The organism is Bradyrhizobium sp. 197 (assembly GCF_023073375.1).
Taxonomy (GTDB): domain Bacteria; phylum Pseudomonadota; class Alphaproteobacteria; order Rhizobiales; family Xanthobacteraceae; genus Bradyrhizobium.
Window position 1 is genome coordinate 171,068 of record NZ_JADPJJ010000007.1, and the last position, 18,898, is coordinate 189,965.

The 18,898-nt window shown below is 64.7% G+C and carries 19 protein-coding genes; 8 read left to right on the forward strand and 11 right to left on the reverse strand.

Features of this window, described 5'->3' with window-relative positions; all coding sequences use genetic code 11:
• Complete coding sequence (locus IVB27_RS02630; protein ID WP_247441183.1) at nucleotides 1-642, forward strand: TetR/AcrR family transcriptional regulator; 642 nt, start codon at nucleotides 1-3, stop codon at nucleotides 640-642.
• A gap of 53 nt (nucleotides 643-695) precedes the next feature.
• Nucleotides 696-1,103 (forward strand): DUF4864 domain-containing protein, encoded by a 408-nt coding sequence (locus tag IVB27_RS02635; protein ID WP_247441158.1) that lies wholly within the window; start codon nucleotides 696-698, stop codon nucleotides 1,101-1,103.
• Here IVB27_RS02635 and IVB27_RS02640 read toward each other — a convergent pair.
• Nucleotides 1,100-2,365: an MFS transporter gene (locus IVB27_RS02640; protein WP_247441160.1), complete on the reverse strand. Its 1,266-nt coding sequence runs from the start codon at nucleotides 2,363-2,365 to the stop codon at nucleotides 1,100-1,102. The genes IVB27_RS02635 and IVB27_RS02640 overlap by 4 nt on opposite strands.
• Nucleotides 2,366-2,950: 585 nt before the next feature.
• Between IVB27_RS02640 and flhA the strand changes: the two genes are divergently transcribed.
• Together flhA and IVB27_RS02650 are read left to right on the forward strand one after the other, a co-directional pair.
• On the forward strand, nucleotides 2,951-5,092 hold the full coding sequence (gene flhA / locus IVB27_RS02645; protein ID WP_247441161.1) for a flagellar biosynthesis protein FlhA: 2,142 nt from the start codon (nucleotides 2,951-2,953) through the stop codon (nucleotides 5,090-5,092).
• Between the two features lie 294 nt (nucleotides 5,093-5,386).
• On the forward strand, nucleotides 5,387-5,587 hold the full coding sequence (locus tag IVB27_RS02650) for a hypothetical protein (protein ID WP_247348961.1): 201 nt from the start codon (nucleotides 5,387-5,389) through the stop codon (nucleotides 5,585-5,587).
• A 987-nt stretch (nucleotides 5,588-6,574) separates the two neighbouring features.
• On the opposite strand, the gene IVB27_RS02655 is transcribed toward IVB27_RS02650, so the two are convergent.
• The 6 genes from IVB27_RS02655 to fliI all read right to left on the reverse strand — a co-directional run bounded on the left by IVB27_RS02655 (nucleotide 6,575) and on the right by fliI (nucleotide 12,792).
• On the reverse strand, nucleotides 6,575-7,795 hold the full coding sequence (locus IVB27_RS02655; protein ID WP_247441163.1) for an NAD(P)/FAD-dependent oxidoreductase: 1,221 nt from the start codon (nucleotides 7,793-7,795) through the stop codon (nucleotides 6,575-6,577).
• Nucleotides 7,796-7,936: 141 nt separating this feature from the next.
• Entirely contained in the window at nucleotides 7,937-8,896 is a 960-nt protein-coding gene (locus IVB27_RS02660; protein ID WP_247441165.1) for a helix-turn-helix transcriptional regulator, read from the reverse strand.
• Between the two features lie 157 nt (nucleotides 8,897-9,053).
• The gene (locus tag IVB27_RS02665; protein ID WP_247441167.1) at nucleotides 9,054-10,118 is read right to left on the reverse strand and encodes an anti-sigma factor; all 1,065 of its coding nucleotides are present in this window, start codon (nucleotides 10,116-10,118) and stop codon (nucleotides 9,054-9,056) included.
• An 81-nt stretch (nucleotides 10,119-10,199) separates the two neighbouring features.
• Complete coding sequence (locus IVB27_RS02670) at nucleotides 10,200-10,745, reverse strand: sigma-70 family RNA polymerase sigma factor (RefSeq protein ID WP_247441169.1); 546 nt, start codon at nucleotides 10,743-10,745, stop codon at nucleotides 10,200-10,202.
• A 180-nt stretch (nucleotides 10,746-10,925) separates the two neighbouring features.
• Nucleotides 10,926-11,345 carry a flagellar export protein FliJ gene (gene fliJ, locus IVB27_RS02675; protein WP_007606301.1) on the reverse strand — a complete coding sequence of 140 codons (420 nt, stop codon included), beginning with the start codon at nucleotides 11,343-11,345 and terminating at the stop codon, nucleotides 10,926-10,928.
• Between the two features lie 121 nt (nucleotides 11,346-11,466).
• Nucleotides 11,467-12,792: a flagellar protein export ATPase FliI gene (gene fliI, locus IVB27_RS02680; RefSeq protein WP_247441170.1), complete on the reverse strand. Its 1,326-nt coding sequence runs from the start codon at nucleotides 12,790-12,792 to the stop codon at nucleotides 11,467-11,469.
• 450 nt (nucleotides 12,793-13,242) lie between these two features.
• On the opposite strand from fliI, the gene ctrA reads away from it, so the two are divergent.
• The 4 genes from ctrA (at nucleotide 13,243) to IVB27_RS02700 (ending at nucleotide 16,083) form a co-directional block, all read left to right on the forward strand.
• Complete coding sequence (ctrA, locus tag IVB27_RS02685; protein ID WP_007600544.1) at nucleotides 13,243-13,944, forward strand: response regulator transcription factor CtrA; 702 nt, start codon at nucleotides 13,243-13,245, stop codon at nucleotides 13,942-13,944.
• A gap of 167 nt (nucleotides 13,945-14,111) precedes the next feature.
• On the forward strand, nucleotides 14,112-14,516 hold the full coding sequence (locus tag IVB27_RS02690; RefSeq protein ID WP_247441172.1) for a DUF350 domain-containing protein: 405 nt from the start codon (nucleotides 14,112-14,114) through the stop codon (nucleotides 14,514-14,516).
• Nucleotide 14,517: 1 nt separating this feature from the next.
• Nucleotides 14,518-14,919, forward strand: a complete 402-nt coding sequence (locus tag IVB27_RS02695) for a hypothetical protein (protein WP_247441173.1) — start codon at nucleotides 14,518-14,520, stop codon at nucleotides 14,917-14,919.
• Nucleotides 14,920-14,922: 3 nt separating this feature from the next.
• Nucleotides 14,923-16,083 carry a glutathionylspermidine synthase family protein gene (locus tag IVB27_RS02700; RefSeq protein ID WP_247441174.1) on the forward strand — a complete coding sequence of 387 codons (1,161 nt, stop codon included), beginning with the start codon at nucleotides 14,923-14,925 and terminating at the stop codon, nucleotides 16,081-16,083.
• 43 nt (nucleotides 16,084-16,126) lie between these two features.
• Here the strand turns inward: IVB27_RS02700 and IVB27_RS02705 are convergent, their stop codons facing one another.
• From IVB27_RS02705 to IVB27_RS02720, 4 genes are all read right to left on the reverse strand, one after another.
• A complete protein-coding gene (locus IVB27_RS02705) occupies nucleotides 16,127-16,999 on the reverse strand; it encodes a CheR family methyltransferase (protein ID WP_247441176.1) in 873 nt (290 codons plus the stop codon).
• Nucleotides 16,996-18,195, reverse strand: a complete 1,200-nt coding sequence (cheB, locus tag IVB27_RS02710; RefSeq protein ID WP_247441177.1) for a protein-glutamate methylesterase/protein-glutamine glutaminase — start codon at nucleotides 18,193-18,195, stop codon at nucleotides 16,996-16,998. Before cheB ends, IVB27_RS02705 begins: the two co-directional genes overlap by 4 nt.
• A gap of 75 nt (nucleotides 18,196-18,270) precedes the next feature.
• Complete coding sequence (locus IVB27_RS02715; protein WP_007600538.1) at nucleotides 18,271-18,636, reverse strand: response regulator; 366 nt, start codon at nucleotides 18,634-18,636, stop codon at nucleotides 18,271-18,273.
• Between the two features lie 72 nt (nucleotides 18,637-18,708).
• Nucleotides 18,709-18,898, reverse strand: a 190-nt coding sequence (locus IVB27_RS02720; protein WP_247441178.1) for a chemotaxis protein CheW, incomplete at its 5' end; no start/stop codon positions are given.

The following is an 18,898-nucleotide window of genomic DNA, read 5'->3' on the forward strand; positions in this document are numbered from 1 at the left end:
ATGGACGAGCACACCGCCCAGATCCGGAAGCCCCGCGCCGATGCCCTGCGCAATCGCGAGCGCGTGCTCGAGGCGGCCAAGGCCGTGTTCAACGCGGGTGGTCCGGAGGCGAGCCTGGAAGCCGTCGCAAAACGCGCCGGCGTCGGCATCGGCACGCTCTATCGGCATTTCCCGACGCGCGAGGATTTGTTCGAGGCGGTGTACCGGCGCGAGGTCGAACACCTCAGCGAGCTTGCCGAGCAGTTGAAGAATGCGAAGGACCCGGTCGATGCGCTGCGGCGCTGGCTGCACTCAGGCGTCGAGTTCGTTGCCACCAAAAAGGGCATGGTCGCAGCCTTGGCACTCGCGGTACAGAGCGGGTCGGAGTTGCATGCCTTTTCCTTTGAGCGCCTGACCAAGGCGATCGGCTCGCTGCTCGACCGCGCAGCCGCGGCCGGCGCGATGCGCGCAGACATAAGTCCCGAGGACTTGCTGCGCGCGTTCTTCGGCATGTGCTACATGCACGACCAGCCCGGCTGGCAATCCTCGGTGCTGCGGATGCTCGACGTGTTCGTCGACGGGTTGCGGGTGCAGCCTGTCGTGAAGGCTAAGGTCCGCGCGGCCGCAAAGCCCGCGAAGCCGGCTGCAAAGCGGAAGCGATAGCCGGCGAGATGTGCTAGGATCGGCGCCGCCGGGATTTCAACGCGGAGCCTGTCATGCGCATCGCCGCCTTGCTGGTCTTTCTTAGTGTCGCCTTCGATCCCATCTCCGCACGCGCCGACGATGTCGCGACGGCACGGGATATCATCCGCGCCCAGGAGCAGGCATTCGGCCGCGACGACGCGCGCGCGGCCTACTCCTACGCCGCGCCGGCGATCCGGGAGATCTTCCCCGCGCCCGACATCTTCATGTCCATAGTGCAAAACGGCTACCCGCCGGTCTATCGGCACAAGAGCTTTGAATTTGGCGACAGCAAGAGCGAGGGCAGCCGCGTTGCCCAGCACGTCCATATCATCGATGCCAATGGCGAGGCCTGGGAAGCGCTCTACACGCTCGAGCAGCAGGCGGACGGCAGCTACAAGATCACGGGTTGTTCGCTGCTGAAGGCGGGACAGGCAGTCTAGGTCGCAAAACCCGGGCCGGTCCTGACGGCATTCATCCGCGAGCGGATCAGCAGCGTCAAGACGATGCCGATATTGAGTGCGTTCCACGCCACGCCGTTGGTGAACGCCGCTGCGTAGGAGCCTGTGGCGTCGAAGATGACGCCCGAGACCCAGCCGCCGAACGACATGCCGAACACGGACGCGAAGATCACGATGCCGACTCGGGTTGCGGCCTCGCTCGCAGGCATCGCCTCGCGCACGATGATGGCATAGCTCGGCACGATGCCGCCCTGGAACAGGCCGAACATCGCGGAGATCAGATAGAGCGAGGTCAGGCTGTCAAAGAACAGGTAGAATACGAGCGCGAAGCCCTGCGCCAGCGCACCGATCAGAAGCGTCGGGATGCCGCCGATCTTGTCGGCGAGATAGCCCGAGCCGATCCGGCTGACGATGCCGCAGGCCATCATCAGCGACAGCATCTCGGCGCCGCGCGCCACGCCATATCCGAGATCGCCGCAATAGGCGACGATATGCACTTGCGGCATTGCCATGGCGACGCAACAGGAAATGCTGGCGATCGAGAGCAGCACCGTCAGCGTGTTGGTCGAGAGCTTGAGGTCGACCCGCGGCGGCGCTGCATTGGCATGATCGTGGACCTTGTCGTGGCCCATCTGCGTGCGCAGGACCAGCACCAGGATGGTCATCAAGCTCACGCAGACGAGGCCGATGCCGATATGCGTGTAGCGCCAGCCGATCGTCTGCATGCCCCAATTCACCATCGGCGGCCACATCGTGCCGGCCACGTAATTGCCGCTCGCAACGATGGTCACGGCAAGACCGCGATAGCGCTCGAACCAGTGCGAGGCCTCCGCCATCAGCGGCGCGAAGGTTGCGGAGGTGCCGAGCCCGATCAGGAAATACGCCGCCACGAACTGCCAGAGCTGGGTCGACAAACCCGCGAGCACATTGGCGACGCCGAGGAAAGCGATGCTGATCGCCATCGCCCACACGATGCCGAAGCGATCCGTGATCTTGCCGGCGATCACGCCGCCAAGCCCGAAGCCGAACATCATGAGAGTGAACGCCAGCGACACCGCGCCGCGCGTCGCGGCGAATTCGGTCTGCACCGCGGGAATCATGACCACGATGGCCCACATGCCGACGCCGCCGATCGAGCCGATCAGAAGCGCAATCACAAGCCGCATCCAGGCCTGACGGGAATCAGGGCTGAATGTCTCGGGCGTTTGTCCTGAATGATTTGGTGCGTGCACGGGCGGGACCATGGCCCGCGGATCGCCACAGGGTCAAGCATTGTGGCGCGATATTGGGCATGCACGGTGCACTGCGGTAAGAAGGCGCTTGGCGAACGCACCGTTTGCCATTAGTTTGCAATCAGCGTGTGGCATCAGAAGATGCAGACGAGCCATATGCATGGCGATTCCTCGCACGACCATGCGGGGCACATGCGCCTCACCAGACCGCCGCGCAGGACGCGCCGGCTCCGCATCATCACCACGGCAAGGCTACGTCAGGACGAGCGCGCATCTGCGCGCGCGGACCTGTGGTCTTCAGACAGATCAGGGATGAATTGCCTGGGCCTGTCCGGACCAGCCCGGGGCATGACGATTTTCGTCCCTGACCTGCCGCGAAATACCCCGGTCCGGCCTCCTGCCGCACCCTCTGTTAACACTTTGCTAACCATACACCCGGCAAGAATTGCCGAGTGGAGTCGAGTGTCGTCAGCCGCGTAGAACGGGGAGTTCCCTGTGGACGCCAGTGCGGTGCCTCACTTTCGGAACGGCGGCCCTTCGGCCGCCGCGCAGACGTTTGGGGCGCGCGGACGGCAGTCGCGCGGAGAGGCAGCTACCATGGTCGATGTCACCGCGGGACAGGGCGCAGGCAGCACGAATGCCGGCTTCCCCACCCTTGCCGAGATCGGCAACATCCTCAGGCGCGGCGACATCGCGCTGGCGCTCGGCGTCCTCACCATCCTGGTGGTGCTGATCCTGCCGCTGCCCGCGATCGTGCTGGACCTGTTCCTGGCGATCTCGATCACGCTTTCGATCCTGATCCTGATGACGTCGCTGTTCATCCAGACGCCGCTGGAATTCTCCGCCTTCCCGACTGTCCTGCTGATCTCGACCATGTTGCGGCTGTCGCTCAACATGGCCTCGACCCGCCTGATCCTGTCGCACGGGCATGAGGGCACGGACGCGGCCGGTCACGTCATCGAGGCCTTCGGCAGCTTCGTAATGGGCGGCAATTTCGTCATCGGCATCATCGTGTTCGCCATCCTGATCATCGTCAACTTCGTCGTCATCACCAAGGGTTCGGGCCGTATCGCCGAAGTCGCGGCCCGCTTCCACCTTGACGCCATGCCCGGCAAGCAGATGGCGATCGACGCCGATCTCTCCGCCGGCCTGATCGACGAGAAGGTCGCCAAGGAGCGGCGCAAGGAGCTGGAGGACGAGAGCGGCTTCTTCGGTGCCATGGACGGCGCCTCCAAGTTCGTCCGCGGCGATGCCATCGCCGGCCTCTTGATCGTCTTCATCAACGTCGTCGGCGGCATGATCATCGGCGTGGCGCAGCAGGGCCTCTCCTTTGCCGACGCCGGCCGCAGCTACACGCTGCTGACCGTCGGTGACGGCCTCGTCACCCAGGTGCCGGCGCTGATCGTTTCGACCGCGGCGGGCCTGCTTGTCTCCAAGGCCGGCGTTTCCGGCGCCGCCGACAAGGCGCTGATGAAGCAGTTCTCCGGCTATCCGCAGGCGCTCGCGATGTCCTCGGCGGTCATGCTGGTGCTGGCCGCGCTGCCGGGCATTCCGACCATCCCCTTCCTGGCGCTCGGCGCCGGCGCCGGCGCACTTGCCTGGAACGCGCGCAACCGCAAGCGGGCGACCGCCAAGGCCGACGAAGCCGCCAAAGCTGCGCCCGCGCCGGGAACGCCGGGCGCATCGGGCTCCGCTGCGGCGGAGGAGCCGATCTCCTCGGCGTTGAAGATCGACGACCTCAAGATCGAGCTCGGCTATGCCCTGCTGCCGCTCGTCAACGGCCCCGACGGCACCGACCGCCTCACCGAGCAGATCAAGGCGCTGCGCCGCTCGCTCGCGATCGAGATGGGCTTTGTGATGCCGGCCGTGCGAATCCTCGACAACGTCCAGCTCGAAGCCAACACCTATATCATCAAGATCAAGGAGGTCGACGCCGGCACCGGCAAGATCTGGCCGAACCAGTTCATGGTCATGGATCCCGGCGGCAGCCAGGTGCAGGTGCCCGGCATCCACACCACCGAGCCGACCTTCGGCCTGCCCGCGACCTGGGTCGATGCCAGCCTCAAGGAGGAGGCCTCGCTCAAGGGCTACACTGTCGTCGACGCCGCGACCGTGCTCTCGACCCATCTCACCGAGTTGCTCAAAGCCAACATGTCGGACCTGCTCTCTTATGGCGAGGTGCAGAAGCTGCTCAAGGAGCTGCCGAAGGAGCAAGGCGAGCTGGTCAAGGATATCGTGCCGGGACAGGTCACGGTCTCCGGCATCCAGCGCGTGCTGCAGCTGCTGCTCGCCGAACGCATCTCGATCCGCGACCTCTCGACCATCCTCGAAGGCATCGCCGACTCGCTCGCCTTCTCGCGCAATCCCGCCACCATGGTCGAACACGTCCGCGCCCGTCTGGCACGGCAGATCTGTGCGCAGAACACCTCCTACAACGGCTACCTGCCGCTGATTGCGCTGTCGGCCCGTTGGGAGCAAGCCTTTGCCGAATCCATTATCGGCCAGGGCGAAGAGCGCAGCCTCGCGATGCAGCCCTCAAAGCTGTCGGAGTTCATGACCGGCGTGCGCGAGGCCTTCGAGCGGGCCGCGCGCGAAGGCGAGGCCCCGGTGCTGGTTACCTCTGCGGCAATTCGTCCCTTCGTGCGCTCCCTGGTCGAGCGGTTCCGTGCCCAGACGACGGTGCTGTCGCAGGCCGAAATCCACCCCCGGGCGAGGTTGAAAACAGTCGGAAGCATCTGATTTGCCTTAAGAAGCCGTGTGTTTTTTGGCCACAGGCAAATGGTTTTTCAGTTTCTGGCGTCTTATCGACGAACGGCTGGAAAGGCACCGGACAGATACATTACCGCTTTGAAATAATTGCGAAATCGCACGAACAAGGGCCGCTTTTGATCGCGGATCTTCACGTCCTGTCACGCTCTTGTGATCGCCTCTTGGGAACGAATCCGCCCAATACTAGGTTGTTGGGCACCGGGAGTATGAACCTGTCCAAACAAGCAGGCGACTACTTCGGGTAGATGGCGGCAGGAGCCTTCCATGAACCACTCGATTTACAGCGCAGATCGGTCGACCCACCTCAAGATCGTGGTCGTCGCGCTTGTTGCCGGCATCGTGGTGGCGGGTCTCGGCATCACGGCGCGTACGAGTTCAGACGAAGGCCTGACCCAGACCGCGCGCGTCATGAAGGCCGGCAAGCCGGTCGCTATCACCAGCTCGAACGTTTCGCTCGTTCGTTAAGGAGATTTGAGTTTCAGGAATTCACGCGGCTCTTTATCAGCCCCCCAAAGTCGCCACGTGGATATGTAGACGACCCCAACCCCAAGTCGACTACAGAAAGCGCCCGCCCCCCACGGGCGCTTTCTCATGTCTGGAGGTATCTCCGTCGCGTGACTGAATTCATCTCTCCTGTCCCGGACGCGCTGCAGCGTTCTTACGCTGCTGCGCAGAGCCGGGACCCAGAAGGCCACGCAAACCGCTGATGCATGGGCCCCGGCTCTGCAGCGCATCACTTCGTGCTGCGCAGCGTCCGGGGCACGAGACCTCTCTTCAGTAGACACACCTTCGCCCTCTCGCGGCGCATTTCGCCCGAGCTTTGCTTCGTCGCCTTGCCCTCGATTGAAAAGGGCGCAGGGAAGACCGGGCGCCGGCTGGCACCCGCGGTCCACTGTGCGAAGGTTGCAGTCAAAGATCTGCACAGCGGCATACAGGTGAAGCCAAAACGTCCGGCCTTCCCTGCGCAGTGGTTTGACGGCTTATGTCGTGCTCTCCCCGGGGAGCGATGCACTATTGCCCCCGTCGCCTTGCAGATGACTGATGCGCGCGCCCGGTCGGGCAACACACATCACCACAAGACTTGACGCACAGACCCCGGGCGTCAGGACCACACGATTTTGCCGTACGCCGATCACACCGGTCGTGCGCGCGACGCCTTCGCTCACGGTTGCCCGCCCTGCGAAACCCTTCGCGCCGGTGTAACCAACGTCCACCGCCGTCCGGCCCGCGTTCGTGACGATCGCGATACGCCCCTCTTCCTTGGGCCGGAGTGAGGCGACACATACGCCGTTTCCGAATTTCGGCAAAGTGGAATATTTTTGACCCCGCGCGTTGACCCACCGCTCGCGTGTTTTGCCCGTCGAGCAACGCAAGGGCTTGTAGATGCAGTAACGGGGTGGCCATGACGGAGGTGCCCGGCCGTCGTGCTCTAACCGGTCACCGATCAGATGCCTACCGCGCCCCATAAGTCGGCGGCGGCGCTTGCACTGTCGGCGCTGCCGCGGCGAAGAGCTCGTCCTTGCGCCCCGAGAGCGGCGGGTAGATACGCTTGCGGTTGATGGTCTGTTTGGTTGCCTTCGCGGCCGCGCCGATCGCACGGACTTCGCGGTCCCATCCTTCCGTATAGAGCGCGCCCCAGCCGCCGAGATCGAGCACGGTCACGTACCAGTCGATGCGCAGCGGCAGCATCGGCAGGCCTGCGAGATCGGCGACGACATTGTGGCCGGCAAAGCGGCCCATGGGGCGGGCGAACTGGCAGGACATCACGGTCGGATGCAAGCCATCGACCACGCTCGAGGCGACGTCGCCGGCGGCGAACACACCGCCGACATCCGCAACCCGCAACAGGGGATCGACGAGAAGGCGCCCGAGGCGATCGCGTGCGTCCGGAAAGCTCGCCGCCAGGGGGCTCGCGCGCATCCCGGCACACCAGATCACCGTCCGCGTCGGAATGAACTCGCCCGAGTTCAGGCGCAGGCCGGCGGCCTCGACGGATACGACGCGGACGCCGAGCCGTGTCTCGACGTCGAGCGAAGCCAACGCCGTCTCGATCACGGGACGCGCGTGCGCGCCGATGGTGGCGCCTACCGCCGGATTGGGATCGACCAGGATGATACGGCGGCTGCCGGTGATGCCGGCGCGCGCCAGCCTGTCGGGCATCTCGGCCGCGACCTCGATGCCGGTGAAGCCGGCGCCGACCACGACGACCGTCGAGCGCCCCGGCGAAGGCGCGCTGCGTCCGAGCGAAGTGAGATGATCCTCGAGGCGGAGCGCGGCAGGATAGGTGTCGACATCGAAAGCATGCTCGACAAGGCCGGGAATGGCGGGACGCATCACTTCGCTGCCGAGCGCCAGCACCAGCCGGTCATAAGCCAGCGTCTCGTCGCCGCTACCCGTGACCAGCGAAATCTCGCGCCGGGCCGGATCGATGGCTTCGACCTCGCCGATCCCGTGACGGACGCCGATCGGATCGAGCAGTTGCGATAGCGGAAGCGCGACCTCGCTGAGGTCGGCCTCGTAATTGCGAACGCGGATGTTGTGATAGGGATTGCGATCGACGACACAGATCTCGATGTCACGACCGGCCGCACCGATCTCGTCGCGCTTGCGTGCGGCACCGATGGCCGCCCACAGACCTGCAAACCCGGCGCCGAGCACGACAATACGCGCCATGTCCGTTGACTGCATTCCCAAGAGAGCGACGACGAAGCGACGAACGATCAAGCCGTCTGACCATTCAGACAGGTATAGCTCATCCGGCCGGGCGGACCAACTGCGGTGGCACCGGCGCGCAGCACAAATTCTCAGCGCGGCTCAGGCCTCGCGCAGTTCCGACGGCGTCGCGCCAAAGCGCTTGCGGAAGGCACGGTTGAAATAGGACAGATCGGAGAAGCCTGATGAGTGCGCGATGTCGCTGATCTTGCGGGCCCTGGCGCGAGGATCGCCGAGCAGCTTGCGCGCTTGCAGCAGGCGCTGCTCCAGCACGAATTCGGTAAAGGTCGTTCCGGCCTGCTCGAACAGGCGCTGTGCCTGGCGCGGGCTCAGGCCGGAGCGCGTGGCGATCTCGGACAGGCAGAGATCGTTGCGGCCAAGCGCAGCCATCACGTCGGCGCGCATGAGATCGAGGCGGGCCGCCGCCTGCCCGCGGCCGCGCGCGAGACTTGCATGTTCGGCGTCGGTGCCGAGCAGGAGGCCGACGAGATCGACCATGTGCTGCGCGGTGAGGCGCTGGCCGACGGCATCGAGATGCGGCGCCTGATGGGCGGCAAGGGAATGGTAGCGGAAGATCGTCTCGGCGACCGCGCCGTCCGAGAGCACTTGCGACAGCTTGTCCTCGGCGCGCGGATTGATCTCGAGCAGGGCGCGACGCGGCATGCGGATGGTGGTGAAGCGATCTTCGTCGCTATGGCCGACGGTGCCGGTGATGCCCATGTCGACGAGCACCATCTGCGCGGGTGCAAGCTCCACGGCATGGCCGTTCTGCCCGACGCGGACGAGGCCCGCATGGCCCGCGATCAGGACGAGATCGTCGCTGCCGTCGGCAAGGTGGCTCTGGGTGCGTGAATATTGCGCGGAGGCACCTTCGGGAATGGCGAGCGCGATATTATCGACCACGCTGACCTGGAGCCGGCAATCGATGCTGTCGCCCCGGCTCGGCCCGATATCCAGGCCGCAGCAACCGAAGGTCCGCTCGCGCCAATGTTCGAAGGCCGGGCCGTGTGGCAGCCCTGCATATTGGTGAACGAAGATGCCCGACGTTTTCGCTGCATCCATCTGATTTCTCGCCCCTCTCCGGCACCATGATCGGCGGCGCCGACTGCAAATTCCGGGCATTTGACGCGGCGAAATGCGCAGAGGTTCAAATCGAGGGCGGATTCGGCGGGACTTGTCGGGATGCGACGGCGGGACGGACCGTGGCGACAGCGCGCGTCTACTTCTTCGCGGGCGCCTGCGGCTGGGACGGCGGCACGGTCTCGATCAGCTTGCCGGAAAATACCGGCGCCGAGGTCGGCTGCCCGTTGGGCGAGCCGCCCGTCTGCTCGACAGTGACGGCGTAGGTCGCGCCGTTGACGACGTCGGCATCGTACGAACCGAGCACCGGTCGTGCGGTGAAATCGCCTGCGCCGATCACGCCCAGCGAGCGCGGGCCCGGCAGCCTGTCGGAGATCAGCCAGAGCTCGAAACTCTTGCCGGGCTCCGGCGTCGCGCCGACCTTGCGCACGGTAAAATTCCTGGACGCACCGTCGATGGTGAGGATGAAGGCGGGACCGCCGCCCTGGCCCTGCAACAGCGCGACGTATTGCGACGAAGGCGGAAGCGACGCCGGTGTCTTCACCTCGACCGTCTGGATGCGCACGGGCGGACGCAAGCCGCCCGGCAGCGCCTCGGGCCGGAATATCTGAAGCGACAGCGTCACGAGCAGCGCGGCCGCGAGTGCACCGACGGCGGATGCGATGGTGCGCCAGCGCTTCACACGGCCCTCGAGCCGAATCACATTGCTGTTGTCGGCGACCGGCGCCGGCGGCACACGCGCGACCTGCGGGTCTGGCGCATGGACCTGCGGCATGAATATCGGCACGACGTCGGGAATCGCGTCGCGCTCGGAGCGCACCGCTTCGCCCTGCTCCGCTTCGGGAGGCTGCGGCCCCGGTTGTTGCATATCCTGCGACGGCAGCTCCGGAGGCACGGTGTCGAGCGAGGAAAATTCCGGCACAGATGGCGGTAGCGGCGGCGCGACGTCCTGCAGCGCCGGCGGCTCCTGCGCAAAGTCCGTCCGCGCGAGCTCGGACCTGATGTTCTCCCACACGATCGGACGCGGCTCGATCGAGCCGACCATCTGGTTGAGCACCCCGATCCGGTACGCCCACGCCTGCACGATCTCGGCGAACGCCTTGTCCACCGCCATCATGGTCTCGACCTGCGCGCGCTCGTCGGCGTCGAGCGTACCGAGCGCATATTCCGCGGCGAGCGCGATATGGTCCTCCGTATAGGCCATCACTTGCAGTCCAGACCCACCCTCACAGTATGAGCTCTCATTGCCCAAGCCCTCATAGCCCAAGCCTCATAGTCCAAGCCCTCATAGTCCAAGACATGCGCGAATATCCAACATGCTGCGGCGGAGCCACGTCTTCACCGTGTTGACGGGCACCGCGAATTTCTCCGCCAATTGCTCGCGGCTCCAGCCGTTGTAATAGGCGAGAAGCACGAGTCTTTGACGGTCCGGCTCGAGCCGGCCGATACATTCCAGGAGCCGCTTCAATTCCTCGGTCATCTCCCTCCGCGCCAGCGGATCGGGGCTGTCGCCTGCGACTTCCATCGCCTGCGGCTCTTCCTCGATGGAGACTTCCGTCTTCTTGCGCACGATGTCGATGGCGCGGTTGCGCGCGATCGACGCCATCCACGTAATCGGCGACGACAGAGCGGGATTGAACTGGCCGGCGCGGTTCCAGATCTTGACGTAGGTCTCCTGAATGACCTCCTCTGCGATATCCTGTTGGCGTAAGATACGGAGCACGACGCCAAAGAGTTTCGCGCGCGTGGCGACGTAGAGGCGTTCGAACGCGGCCTGATCGCCCTGCGCTACCGCCCCAATCAGCCCGACCAGCTCTGCTGGCGTCAGCATTCAGCCCCCCAATGCGCGGCCCGTCGCGTTCCGCGCAGGCTCTGGCACTCCGCCACCATAGCGCGCGACAAAGCCGACCACCAAGGGGGCGCGTCGCCACGCTGTGGACAGCACATGCGAAAACCCGGCCCTTGCGGGTCCGGGTTCTGCAAAATTCTCGCAGGTCTGGCGGCTAGTGCCTCAGGCAACGGCGCCCATGCGGGCACGCATCAGGCCGATGCTGTCGAGGTCGGCCTGCTCGCGGGCGTTTTCCTCGGCGCGTTCGCGGGCCTGGTCGCGCTCGTCGAGGAGCTCGACCTTCTTCAGTTCCTCGAAGGCTTCGGCCAGCGCGGCCTTGGCTTCGTCGAGCTGGCCCTTCAGCTCGTCGGCCGAACGGGTCAGGTTCTCGCGGCGCTGGATCGCCGCCTTGGCATAGGTCGGATAGGCGAAGTGCGAGGGATCGTTGATCCCGGCACGCTCCTGCTCGGTCGAGATCTCGCGTTCGAGATCGGTCGACATCCGCTGGAAGTCGGCAATCATGGTCTCGATCTGGGTGACCCGGCGGCGCTTCTCGTCGACCTGAAATTTCTTCAGGCGAATGAGGGTATCACGTGACTTCATCGACTCGTACTCCCCAGAAGTCCCTTGGCTGCACGTGGGACAACACCGGTCTCCCCACGGGCCCGACTGGGGCCAAGACCGGCTCTGCTACTCTGTGGGATGGGATGATGACGGGACAAAGTTAGCGTTCCGTTTCCAAATTGCCGAGGATTAGCGCCAACTGGCGGTAGCCGTCCGCCAGTGATGCATTTTCGTCCTTGCGCTGGCGCAGGAAGGCCTCCAGCGGCTCGTGCAGGCGGATCGCCTCGTCGACCTCGGGGCTGGAGCCGGCGCGGTAGGCCCCGAGCCGGATCAATTCCTCCATGTCGGCATAGGTCGCCATTACCTGGCGCGCCCGCTGGATGGTCGGCCAGAATTGCGGGTCGGCCGATTTCGGCATGGTGCGGGAGACGGATTTGAGGATGTTGATGGCGGGGTAGCGGCCGCGCTCGGCGATCGAGCGCTGCATCACGATGTGGCCGTCGAGGATACCGCGGACAGCATCCGCGATCGGCTCGTTATGGTCGTCGCCGTCGACCAGCACGGTGAAGATCGCGGTGATGGCGCCCTCGCCCAGGCCCGGTCCGGCGCGCTCCAGAAGCTTCGGCAGCTCGGTGAACACGGTCGGCGTGTAGCCCTTGGCGGTCGGCGGTTCGCCGGCGGACAGACCGATCTCGCGCTGAGCCATGGCAAAGCGCGTCACCGAATCCATCAGGCACAGGACGTCCTGCTCCTCGTCGCGAAAATATTCGGCGACCGCGAGCGTGAGATACGCGGCCTGACGGCGCATCAGCGCCGGCTCGTCGGAGGTCGCGACCACGACGACGGAGCGCGCCAGGCCCTCCTCTCCGAGGTCGTCCTGCAAGAACTCCTGCACCTCGCGGCCACGTTCGCCGATCAGCCCGATCACGCTGACCGCGGCATCGACATTGCGCGCGAGCATCGACAGCAGCACCGATTTGCCGACGCCGGAACCTGCGAAGATGCCCATGCGCTGGCCGCGGCAACAGGTGAGAAAGGTGTTCATCGCGCGCACGCCGAGATCGAGCGGCGCGCCGACGCGCTTGCGCGAGTGCGCCGGCGGCGGCGAATTGCGGTACGGCATCGGCGCCGGGCCCTGCGGCAGCGGCCCCTTGCCGTCGATCGGCTCGCCCAGTGCATTGACGACGCGGCCGAGCCAGGCCGCGCAAGGCCGCACCTGATTTGCGGAATTGGCGACAACGGCCTTGCAGCCGCGCCGCACGCCGTCGAGGCCGGCGAACGGCATCACGACGGCATTGTTGCCGGAGAAGCCGATCACCTCGCAGGGGATGGAACGGTTGCCGCCGGTCTCGATCACGAGCCGCGCGCCGACCGACATCGCGTGGATCGGGCCGGCCACCTCGACCATCAGGCCGCGCACGCCGACCACACGGCCATAAATATTGACGCCGTCGATATCGCCGATCTGTTCGGCCAGCGCCTTCATTCGGCAAGAGCTTTCATTAAGAGAGTGCCTTCACAAGAGGGCCTTGATGGGGTGATCGCCTGCGTGATCCCGGGGGTTCGTGGCGAAAACCTTAAATTTCGCCATATTTCTGAACGGCGCTTAACTTCGTGTTTACCCGCATCGTTAATCATTGCGTCACTGTCTTTGTGACTGAGCGTGGCTCCCCTTCAGAAGAAGGTTGAGTCGCGGGAGTCGGTTAGGCCCGTCTCTTAAAGTGGAACTTGAACGCAACCGGATAACGAAAGCTGCTTCGCGCACAAGACCTTAGGGCGATTCGACCAAAATTGCATCTACAGGGCTTGCGTTCCAGAATCAGAATTTGTTAACCATCTGTTGTCAGGATCCGAATCAGTTGTTCAAAGGCGTTTTGTTGTGTGCCGCGAATGCGGCCGACCTGACGCCCAGGAGCGGCGACTATGGGGAACTGGCATGCGCGTTTTGCTGATTGAAGATGACAGCGCCGTCGCGCAGTCGATCGAGCTGATGCTGAAGTCTGAGAGCTTCAACGTCTACACGACCGATTTGGGGGAAGAAGGCGTCGATCTCGGTAAATTATACGATTACGACATTATCCTTCTCGACCTCAACCTGCCCGACATGTCCGGCTACGACGTGCTCAAGCAGCTCCGGGTCTCCAAGATCAAGACACCAATTCTGATCCTCTCCGGCCTCGCCGGCATCGAGGACAAGGTCAAGGGTCTCGGCGTCGGCGCCGACGACTACATGACCAAGCCCTTCCACAAGGACGAGCTGGTTGCCCGCATCCACGCGATCGTGCGCCGTTCCAAGGGCCATGCCCAGTCGGTCATCCAGACCGGCGACCTCGTTGTCAACCTCGACACCAAGACGGTCGAAGTCGGCGGCCAGCGCGTGCATCTGACCGGTAAGGAATACCAGATGCTGGAGCTGCTCTCGCTCCGCAAGGGTACGACCCTCACCAAGGAAATGTTCCTCAACCACCTCTACGGCGGCATGGACGAGCCGGAGCTGAAGATCATCGACGTCTTCATCTGCAAGCTCCGCAAGAAGCTCGCGAATGCCTCGGAAGGCCGCAACTTTATCGAGACCGTGTGGGGCCGCGGCTACGTGCTGCGCGAGCCGCACGAGGTCGAAGAGCGCATTCCCGCCTGATCAGTTTACGTCGCAAGCCCCAGGGGCTTGCTCCTCCCAGCCTGGACCCCGCCGCAAATGGCGGGGTTTTTGTTTTTTGGGGACACGAACGCGGCCTGATCGTCCTCCCGCCATTGAACCGCTATCCTTCCCCCGCCGACGAATGGTCGCTGCACGATGGGGGAACGATGATCCTGCAATCACTGGCCGGCTTGCCCGTCTTCCTGGTCTATTTCTGCACCGGGCTGGTCGCGATCGTGGCGTATCTGTTCGTCTACACCCGCATCACGGCGCACAACGAATTCCAGCTGATCCGCGACAACGATCCGGCTGCCGCGATCGCGCTCGGCCTCAGCCTGCTGGGCTTCGTGGCGCCGCTGGTTAGCGCCATCGCGCATTCGGCCAATGTGCTGGACTGCCTGATCTGGGCGATGATCGGGCTGCTCGTTCAGATCGTCGTGTTCTTTCTGGTGAAGGTGCCGGTGCCGAACCTGTCGGCGCGGATCGCCGCCGGCGAGCTCGCGCCCGCGATCTGGCTCGGGCTGTCGTCGCTCGCCGCGGGCCTGCTCAACGCCGCCTGCATGATCTACTGACATGGCCGACAGGCCCTCCAAAAAGGAGTTCGGCAAACACCGGCCGGCGGCGGGACCGCCGCCTCCGCAACAGCCGGTAAAGCGCTCCGGCCATGTCGCGCTGCTGGTGATGGGCACAATCGCGGTCGGCGCCACCGCCTACACGGTGATGCCGCGGCAGAATTGCGAGCCCTCTGCTCCCGGGGCGACAGTCCACGGAGCCGCGCCGGTGCAGGCAAGCGCCGCGTGCAGCAGCAGAAGCGGATCGTCAGGCGGCGGCTCGCGCTGGTCGTCGCGATCGAGTTTCTTCAGCAGCGACTCCTCGAGCCATTCCTCGTCGGGAACGTCGTCCGATTCAGGCTCCGGCGGCGTGAGCCGCGGCGGGTTCGGCTCGTTTGGTCACGGCTTTTCGGGTGGCGGCTGATCCATGCGACGCATCGTCTGCCCCGAGCGCGACGACTGGCGGCAGACTGCCGAACAATACGGCTTCGCCTTCCACACCATCGACGGCGAGCGCTATTGGGACGAGCGCGCCTACTACGCCTTCACGCTCGACGAGATCGAGCGCGGCATCGAGACGCCGACCGGCGAGATCGACGCGATGTGCCTGGAGCTTGCCGGCCGCGTGATCGGCGACGAGCGCCATCTGCAGCGCTTGAAGATATCGGACGCGTTCTGGAGCTTGATCGCCGAAAGCTGGGCACGAGACGACCGCAGCCTCTATGGCCGGCTCGATCTGAAATTCGACGGCAAGGGGCCGGCAAAGCTGCTCGAATACAACGCGGATACGCCGACCTCGGTTTTCGAAGCCGCGGTGTTTCAATGGACCTGGGTCGAACAGGCGATCGATCGCCAAATCATCCCGTCACGCGCTGACCAGTTCAACTCCATCCACGAGCGGCTGATCGAAGCGTGGAAGCAGATTGCCGCAGGTCGCCATGTCCATCTCGCCGGCACCACAGGCAATGACGAGGACGCCGGCACGCTCGCCTATCTCGAAGACACGGCGCGCCAGGCGGGACTGACAACCACACTGCTCGACATCGAGGCGATCGGCTGGCGCGACCAGGCCGGCGGCTTCGTCGATATCGACGGCCGCGACATAGCGCTCGCCTTCAAGCTCTATCCCTGGGAATGGATGTTCCACGACGCCTTCGGCGCGAAGCTCAAGGACGCAGCGACGCGCTGGATCGAACCGCCGTGGAAGGCGGTGCTCTCGAACAAGGGCATCCTGCCGCTGCTCTGGGAGATGTTTCCGAACCATCCCCATCTGCTGCCGGCCTTCTTCGAGGACGATCCGCGGGCGGCCGAGCTCGGAAGCTCCTATGTGCGCAAGCCGCTGCTGTCGCGCGAAGGCGCCAATGTCACGCTGGTGTCTGACGGCATGCCGCTCGACGAGCAGGCCGGCCCTTACGGCGCCGAAGGATTTGTGCGGCAGGCATTGTCACCGCTGCCGAATTTTTCAGGCTTCTATCCGGTGGTGGGAAGCTGGCTGGTGAATCACGAACCCTGCGGCCTGTCGATCCGCGAGGATGAAAGCCCGATCACCGGCAACGGCTCGCGGTTTCTGCCGCATGCGATTTTGTGAGTTACGCTCTTCCCCCTCACCTTGTGGGGACAAGGAAGAGAGTTTACCGCGCCGCGGCGACCTTCAACGACGGCGGCATGAATCCGCCCATCGGGCGGCCGGAGCGCGTCGGGTTGAGCTGATAGAGACCGCGGCGGTCGGCGATCGGACGGAACGCGTCGGTGATGCCGACGACGGATTCGGCGGCGCCAAGCAGCAGCGTGCCGTCGACTTCCAGTCCCTTCGTCATGCGCTCGAAGATCACCGCCTTGGTGTCCTGGTCGAAATAGATCAGCACGTTGCGGCAGAAGATCACGTCGAACGTGCCGAGATGGGAGAAGTCCTGCAACAGATTGAGCTGGCGGAACTGCACCATCGCGCGAATGTCGGCATTGAGCTGCCAGATGTCGCCCGATTGCGTGAAGTATTTCATCAGGTGCTGGATCGGCAGGCCGCGCTGCACCTCGAACTGGCTGTAGACGCCGGCCTTGGATTTCTCCAGCACCTCCTGCGACAGATCGGTGGCGACGATCTCGATGCGCCAGCCGGCGAAGGCTGTGCCCATCTCCTTCACGCACATCGCGATCGAATAGGGCTCCTGCCCCGTCGACGACGCCGCCGACCAGATGCGCAGCGATCTGCGCGCCGCGCGCGCCCGAAGCAGACCCGGCAGGATGGTTTCGCGTAAGTGATCGAACGGAATCTTGTCGCGGTAGAAGAAGGTCTCGTTGGTGGTCATCGCTTCGACCACGTCGGTCGCAAGCCGCCCGTCGCCGTTCCTGATCTTCAGCACGAGATCGGGAATGCCGGGAAGACTAGCCTTGCGGGCCAGCGGCAGCAGACGGCTCTCAACCAGATACTGCTTGTCCGGGGAGAGATCGAGGCCGGAGCGCTCTTTCAGGAACTTGCGCAGATAGTCGTAGTCGACCGGCGTCACGAGCGGTCTCCTGCGAACAGGCGATTGACCCGGGCGCCGATCTGGTTGAGCGGCAGGATCGCCGCGCAGATGCCGGCATGGGCCGCCGCGCCCGGCATGCCCCAGACCACGCTCGTGGCTTCGTCCTGCGCGATGACGCTGCCGCCGGCGGCAACGACGTCCTTGCCGCCGCGCATGCCGTCCGAGCCCATGCCCGTCAGGATGACGGAGAGGATGGCGCCATGCCAGATGTCGATGGCGGAGGTGAACAGCGGGTCGACCGCGGGCTTGCAGAAATTGACGGCGGGGCCGTCGTCGAGCGCGATCGCCACGTCGGCGCCGCTGCGCACGACGCGCATGTGCTTGCCGCCCGGCGCAAGATAGATGCGGCCCGGCTTTACCGGCTCGCCATCGACCGCCTCGGCCGCTGGCTTGCGGCTCGTGCGTGCCAGATGCTCGGCAAGGATGGTCGTGAAGGTCGGCGGCATGTGCTGGGTGATCAGCACCGGGAAGCGGTCGATCACCGGACCGAGCTCGGTGACAAGCGCCATCAGCGCCTGAGGACCGCCGGTCGACGAGCCGATCAGCAGCACCTTCGGCGCCTGGGTCGAGAACGGACGCGTGGTCAGCGGCCCCGACGACAGGGCATGTATGGCCGGAGCCGGTGAGGGCGTAACAGGCCGCGCGACAGCCGGTCCACGTGCGACTGATGCCGGGCTTGCGGGCGCCAGCGGCGGGCTCGCAACGGCGGGCTTCCGGCGCAGACGTGCGCCGAGGTGGCGGATCTTCTGGATCAGGTCGTGATGGAAGATGTCCGCAGCCGACGCCTCGCGCGTCGATTCCGGCTTCGGAATGTAGTCGGCCGCGCCGAGCGACAGCGCCTTGAAGCTGATCTCCGCGTTACGGCGGGTCAGCGTCGAGGCCATGATGATGACGAGATCGCGCTTCTTCGCCAGCAATTGCGGCAGCGCCGAGATGCCGTCCAGCTCGGGCATTTCGATGTCGAGCACGGCAACATCAGGGTTGATGCGTTCGATCTGGTTGACCGCCTCGAGCCCGGTGCGCAGCGAGGCCGCGACCTCCATGTCGTGCTCGGCACCGATCCAGCGCGAGATCAGACCGCGGATGACGACGGAGTCGTCGACGATCATCACCCGCAACGGGCCGGCTTCGCGCGACGAACCCGTGGTCGAATTACCTGCGAACGCAACGCTCATTACTCACCAACTCGGACTGAAACGGTTCAGTTGAAAACAAACGCCGAAGGATCCGTTCAGCCTCCGGGCGGTCGCTCAGATAAGCCCGACTTCCTGGAATTTCGCCGTCACGATGTCTTTGTCGAACGGCTTCATGATATACTCGTTGGCGCCGGCGTGCAGTGCGCGCGCGATGTGCGCGACGTCGTTCTCGGTGGTGCAGAACACGACCTTGGGCTGGTCGCCACCGGGCATGCGCCTGAGATGGCCGAGGAACTCGTAGCCGTCCATCACGGGCATGTTCCAGTCGAGCAGCACTGCGTCGGGCAGGCCGCGCTTGCAGGCTTCCAGCGCTTTCTCACCATCTTCCGCTTCGAGGATCTGGAAGTCGAGGCCCTCCAGGATCCGGCGCGCAACCTTGCGGATGACGCTGGAATCATCAACGACGAGACAAGTTCGCATGTGAACCTCTGCTTCTACCCCCTTTGCGGGGGCACTTCCAATTGCAGGTACGTCGGCGGTAGTGCCGCCGTATCAGGCCGCCATCATCTCGGGCGCGAGCTCGAGGACGCGATCGACGTCGAGGACGACCATGAGCTGTCCGTCGAGGCGGTGGACGCCGCCAGCGAGCTTGGCCATGCGGGGATCGAGGTTGACGGGGTTTTCTTCCATGTTGTCTTCGGCAAGCCGCAGCACCTCGCCGATCTGGTCGATCAGCAGGCCG

Excerpts from the sequence above, each read along its gene's own strand:
- IVB27_RS02630 (WP_247441183.1), top strand. The coding sequence starts at position 1 with ATGGACGAGCACACCGCCCAGATCCGGAAGCCCCGCGCCGATGCCCTG.
- IVB27_RS02635 (WP_247441158.1), top strand. The coding sequence starts at position 696 with ATGCGCATCGCCGCCTTGCTGGTCTTTCTTAGTGTCGCCTTCGATCCC.
- IVB27_RS02640 (WP_247441160.1), bottom strand. The coding sequence starts at position 2,365 with ATGGTCCCGCCCGTGCACGCACCAAATCATTCAGGACAAACGCCCGAG.
- flhA (WP_247441161.1), top strand. The coding sequence starts at position 2,951 with ATGGTCGATGTCACCGCGGGACAGGGCGCAGGCAGCACGAATGCCGGC.
- IVB27_RS02650 (WP_247348961.1), top strand. The coding sequence starts at position 5,387 with ATGAACCACTCGATTTACAGCGCAGATCGGTCGACCCACCTCAAGATC.
- IVB27_RS02655 (WP_247441163.1), bottom strand. The coding sequence starts at position 7,795 with ATGGCGCGTATTGTCGTGCTCGGCGCCGGGTTTGCAGGTCTGTGGGCG.
- IVB27_RS02660 (WP_247441165.1), bottom strand. The coding sequence starts at position 8,896 with ATGGATGCAGCGAAAACGTCGGGCATCTTCGTTCACCAATATGCAGGG.
- IVB27_RS02665 (WP_247441167.1), bottom strand. The coding sequence starts at position 10,118 with ATGGCCTATACGGAGGACCATATCGCGCTCGCCGCGGAATATGCGCTC.
- IVB27_RS02670 (WP_247441169.1), bottom strand. The coding sequence starts at position 10,745 with ATGCTGACGCCAGCAGAGCTGGTCGGGCTGATTGGGGCGGTAGCGCAG.
- fliJ (WP_007606301.1), bottom strand. The coding sequence starts at position 11,345 with ATGAAGTCACGTGATACCCTCATTCGCCTGAAGAAATTTCAGGTCGAC.
- fliI (WP_247441170.1), bottom strand. The coding sequence starts at position 12,792 with ATGAAGGCGCTGGCCGAACAGATCGGCGATATCGACGGCGTCAATATT.
- ctrA (WP_007600544.1), top strand. The coding sequence starts at position 13,243 with ATGCGCGTTTTGCTGATTGAAGATGACAGCGCCGTCGCGCAGTCGATC.
- IVB27_RS02690 (WP_247441172.1), top strand. The coding sequence starts at position 14,112 with ATGATCCTGCAATCACTGGCCGGCTTGCCCGTCTTCCTGGTCTATTTC.
- IVB27_RS02695 (WP_247441173.1), top strand. The coding sequence starts at position 14,518 with ATGGCCGACAGGCCCTCCAAAAAGGAGTTCGGCAAACACCGGCCGGCG.
- IVB27_RS02700 (WP_247441174.1), top strand. The coding sequence starts at position 14,923 with ATGCGACGCATCGTCTGCCCCGAGCGCGACGACTGGCGGCAGACTGCC.
- cheB (WP_247441177.1), bottom strand. The coding sequence starts at position 18,195 with ATGAGCGTTGCGTTCGCAGGTAATTCGACCACGGGTTCGTCGCGCGAA.
- IVB27_RS02715 (WP_007600538.1), bottom strand. The coding sequence starts at position 18,636 with ATGCGAACTTGTCTCGTCGTTGATGATTCCAGCGTCATCCGCAAGGTT.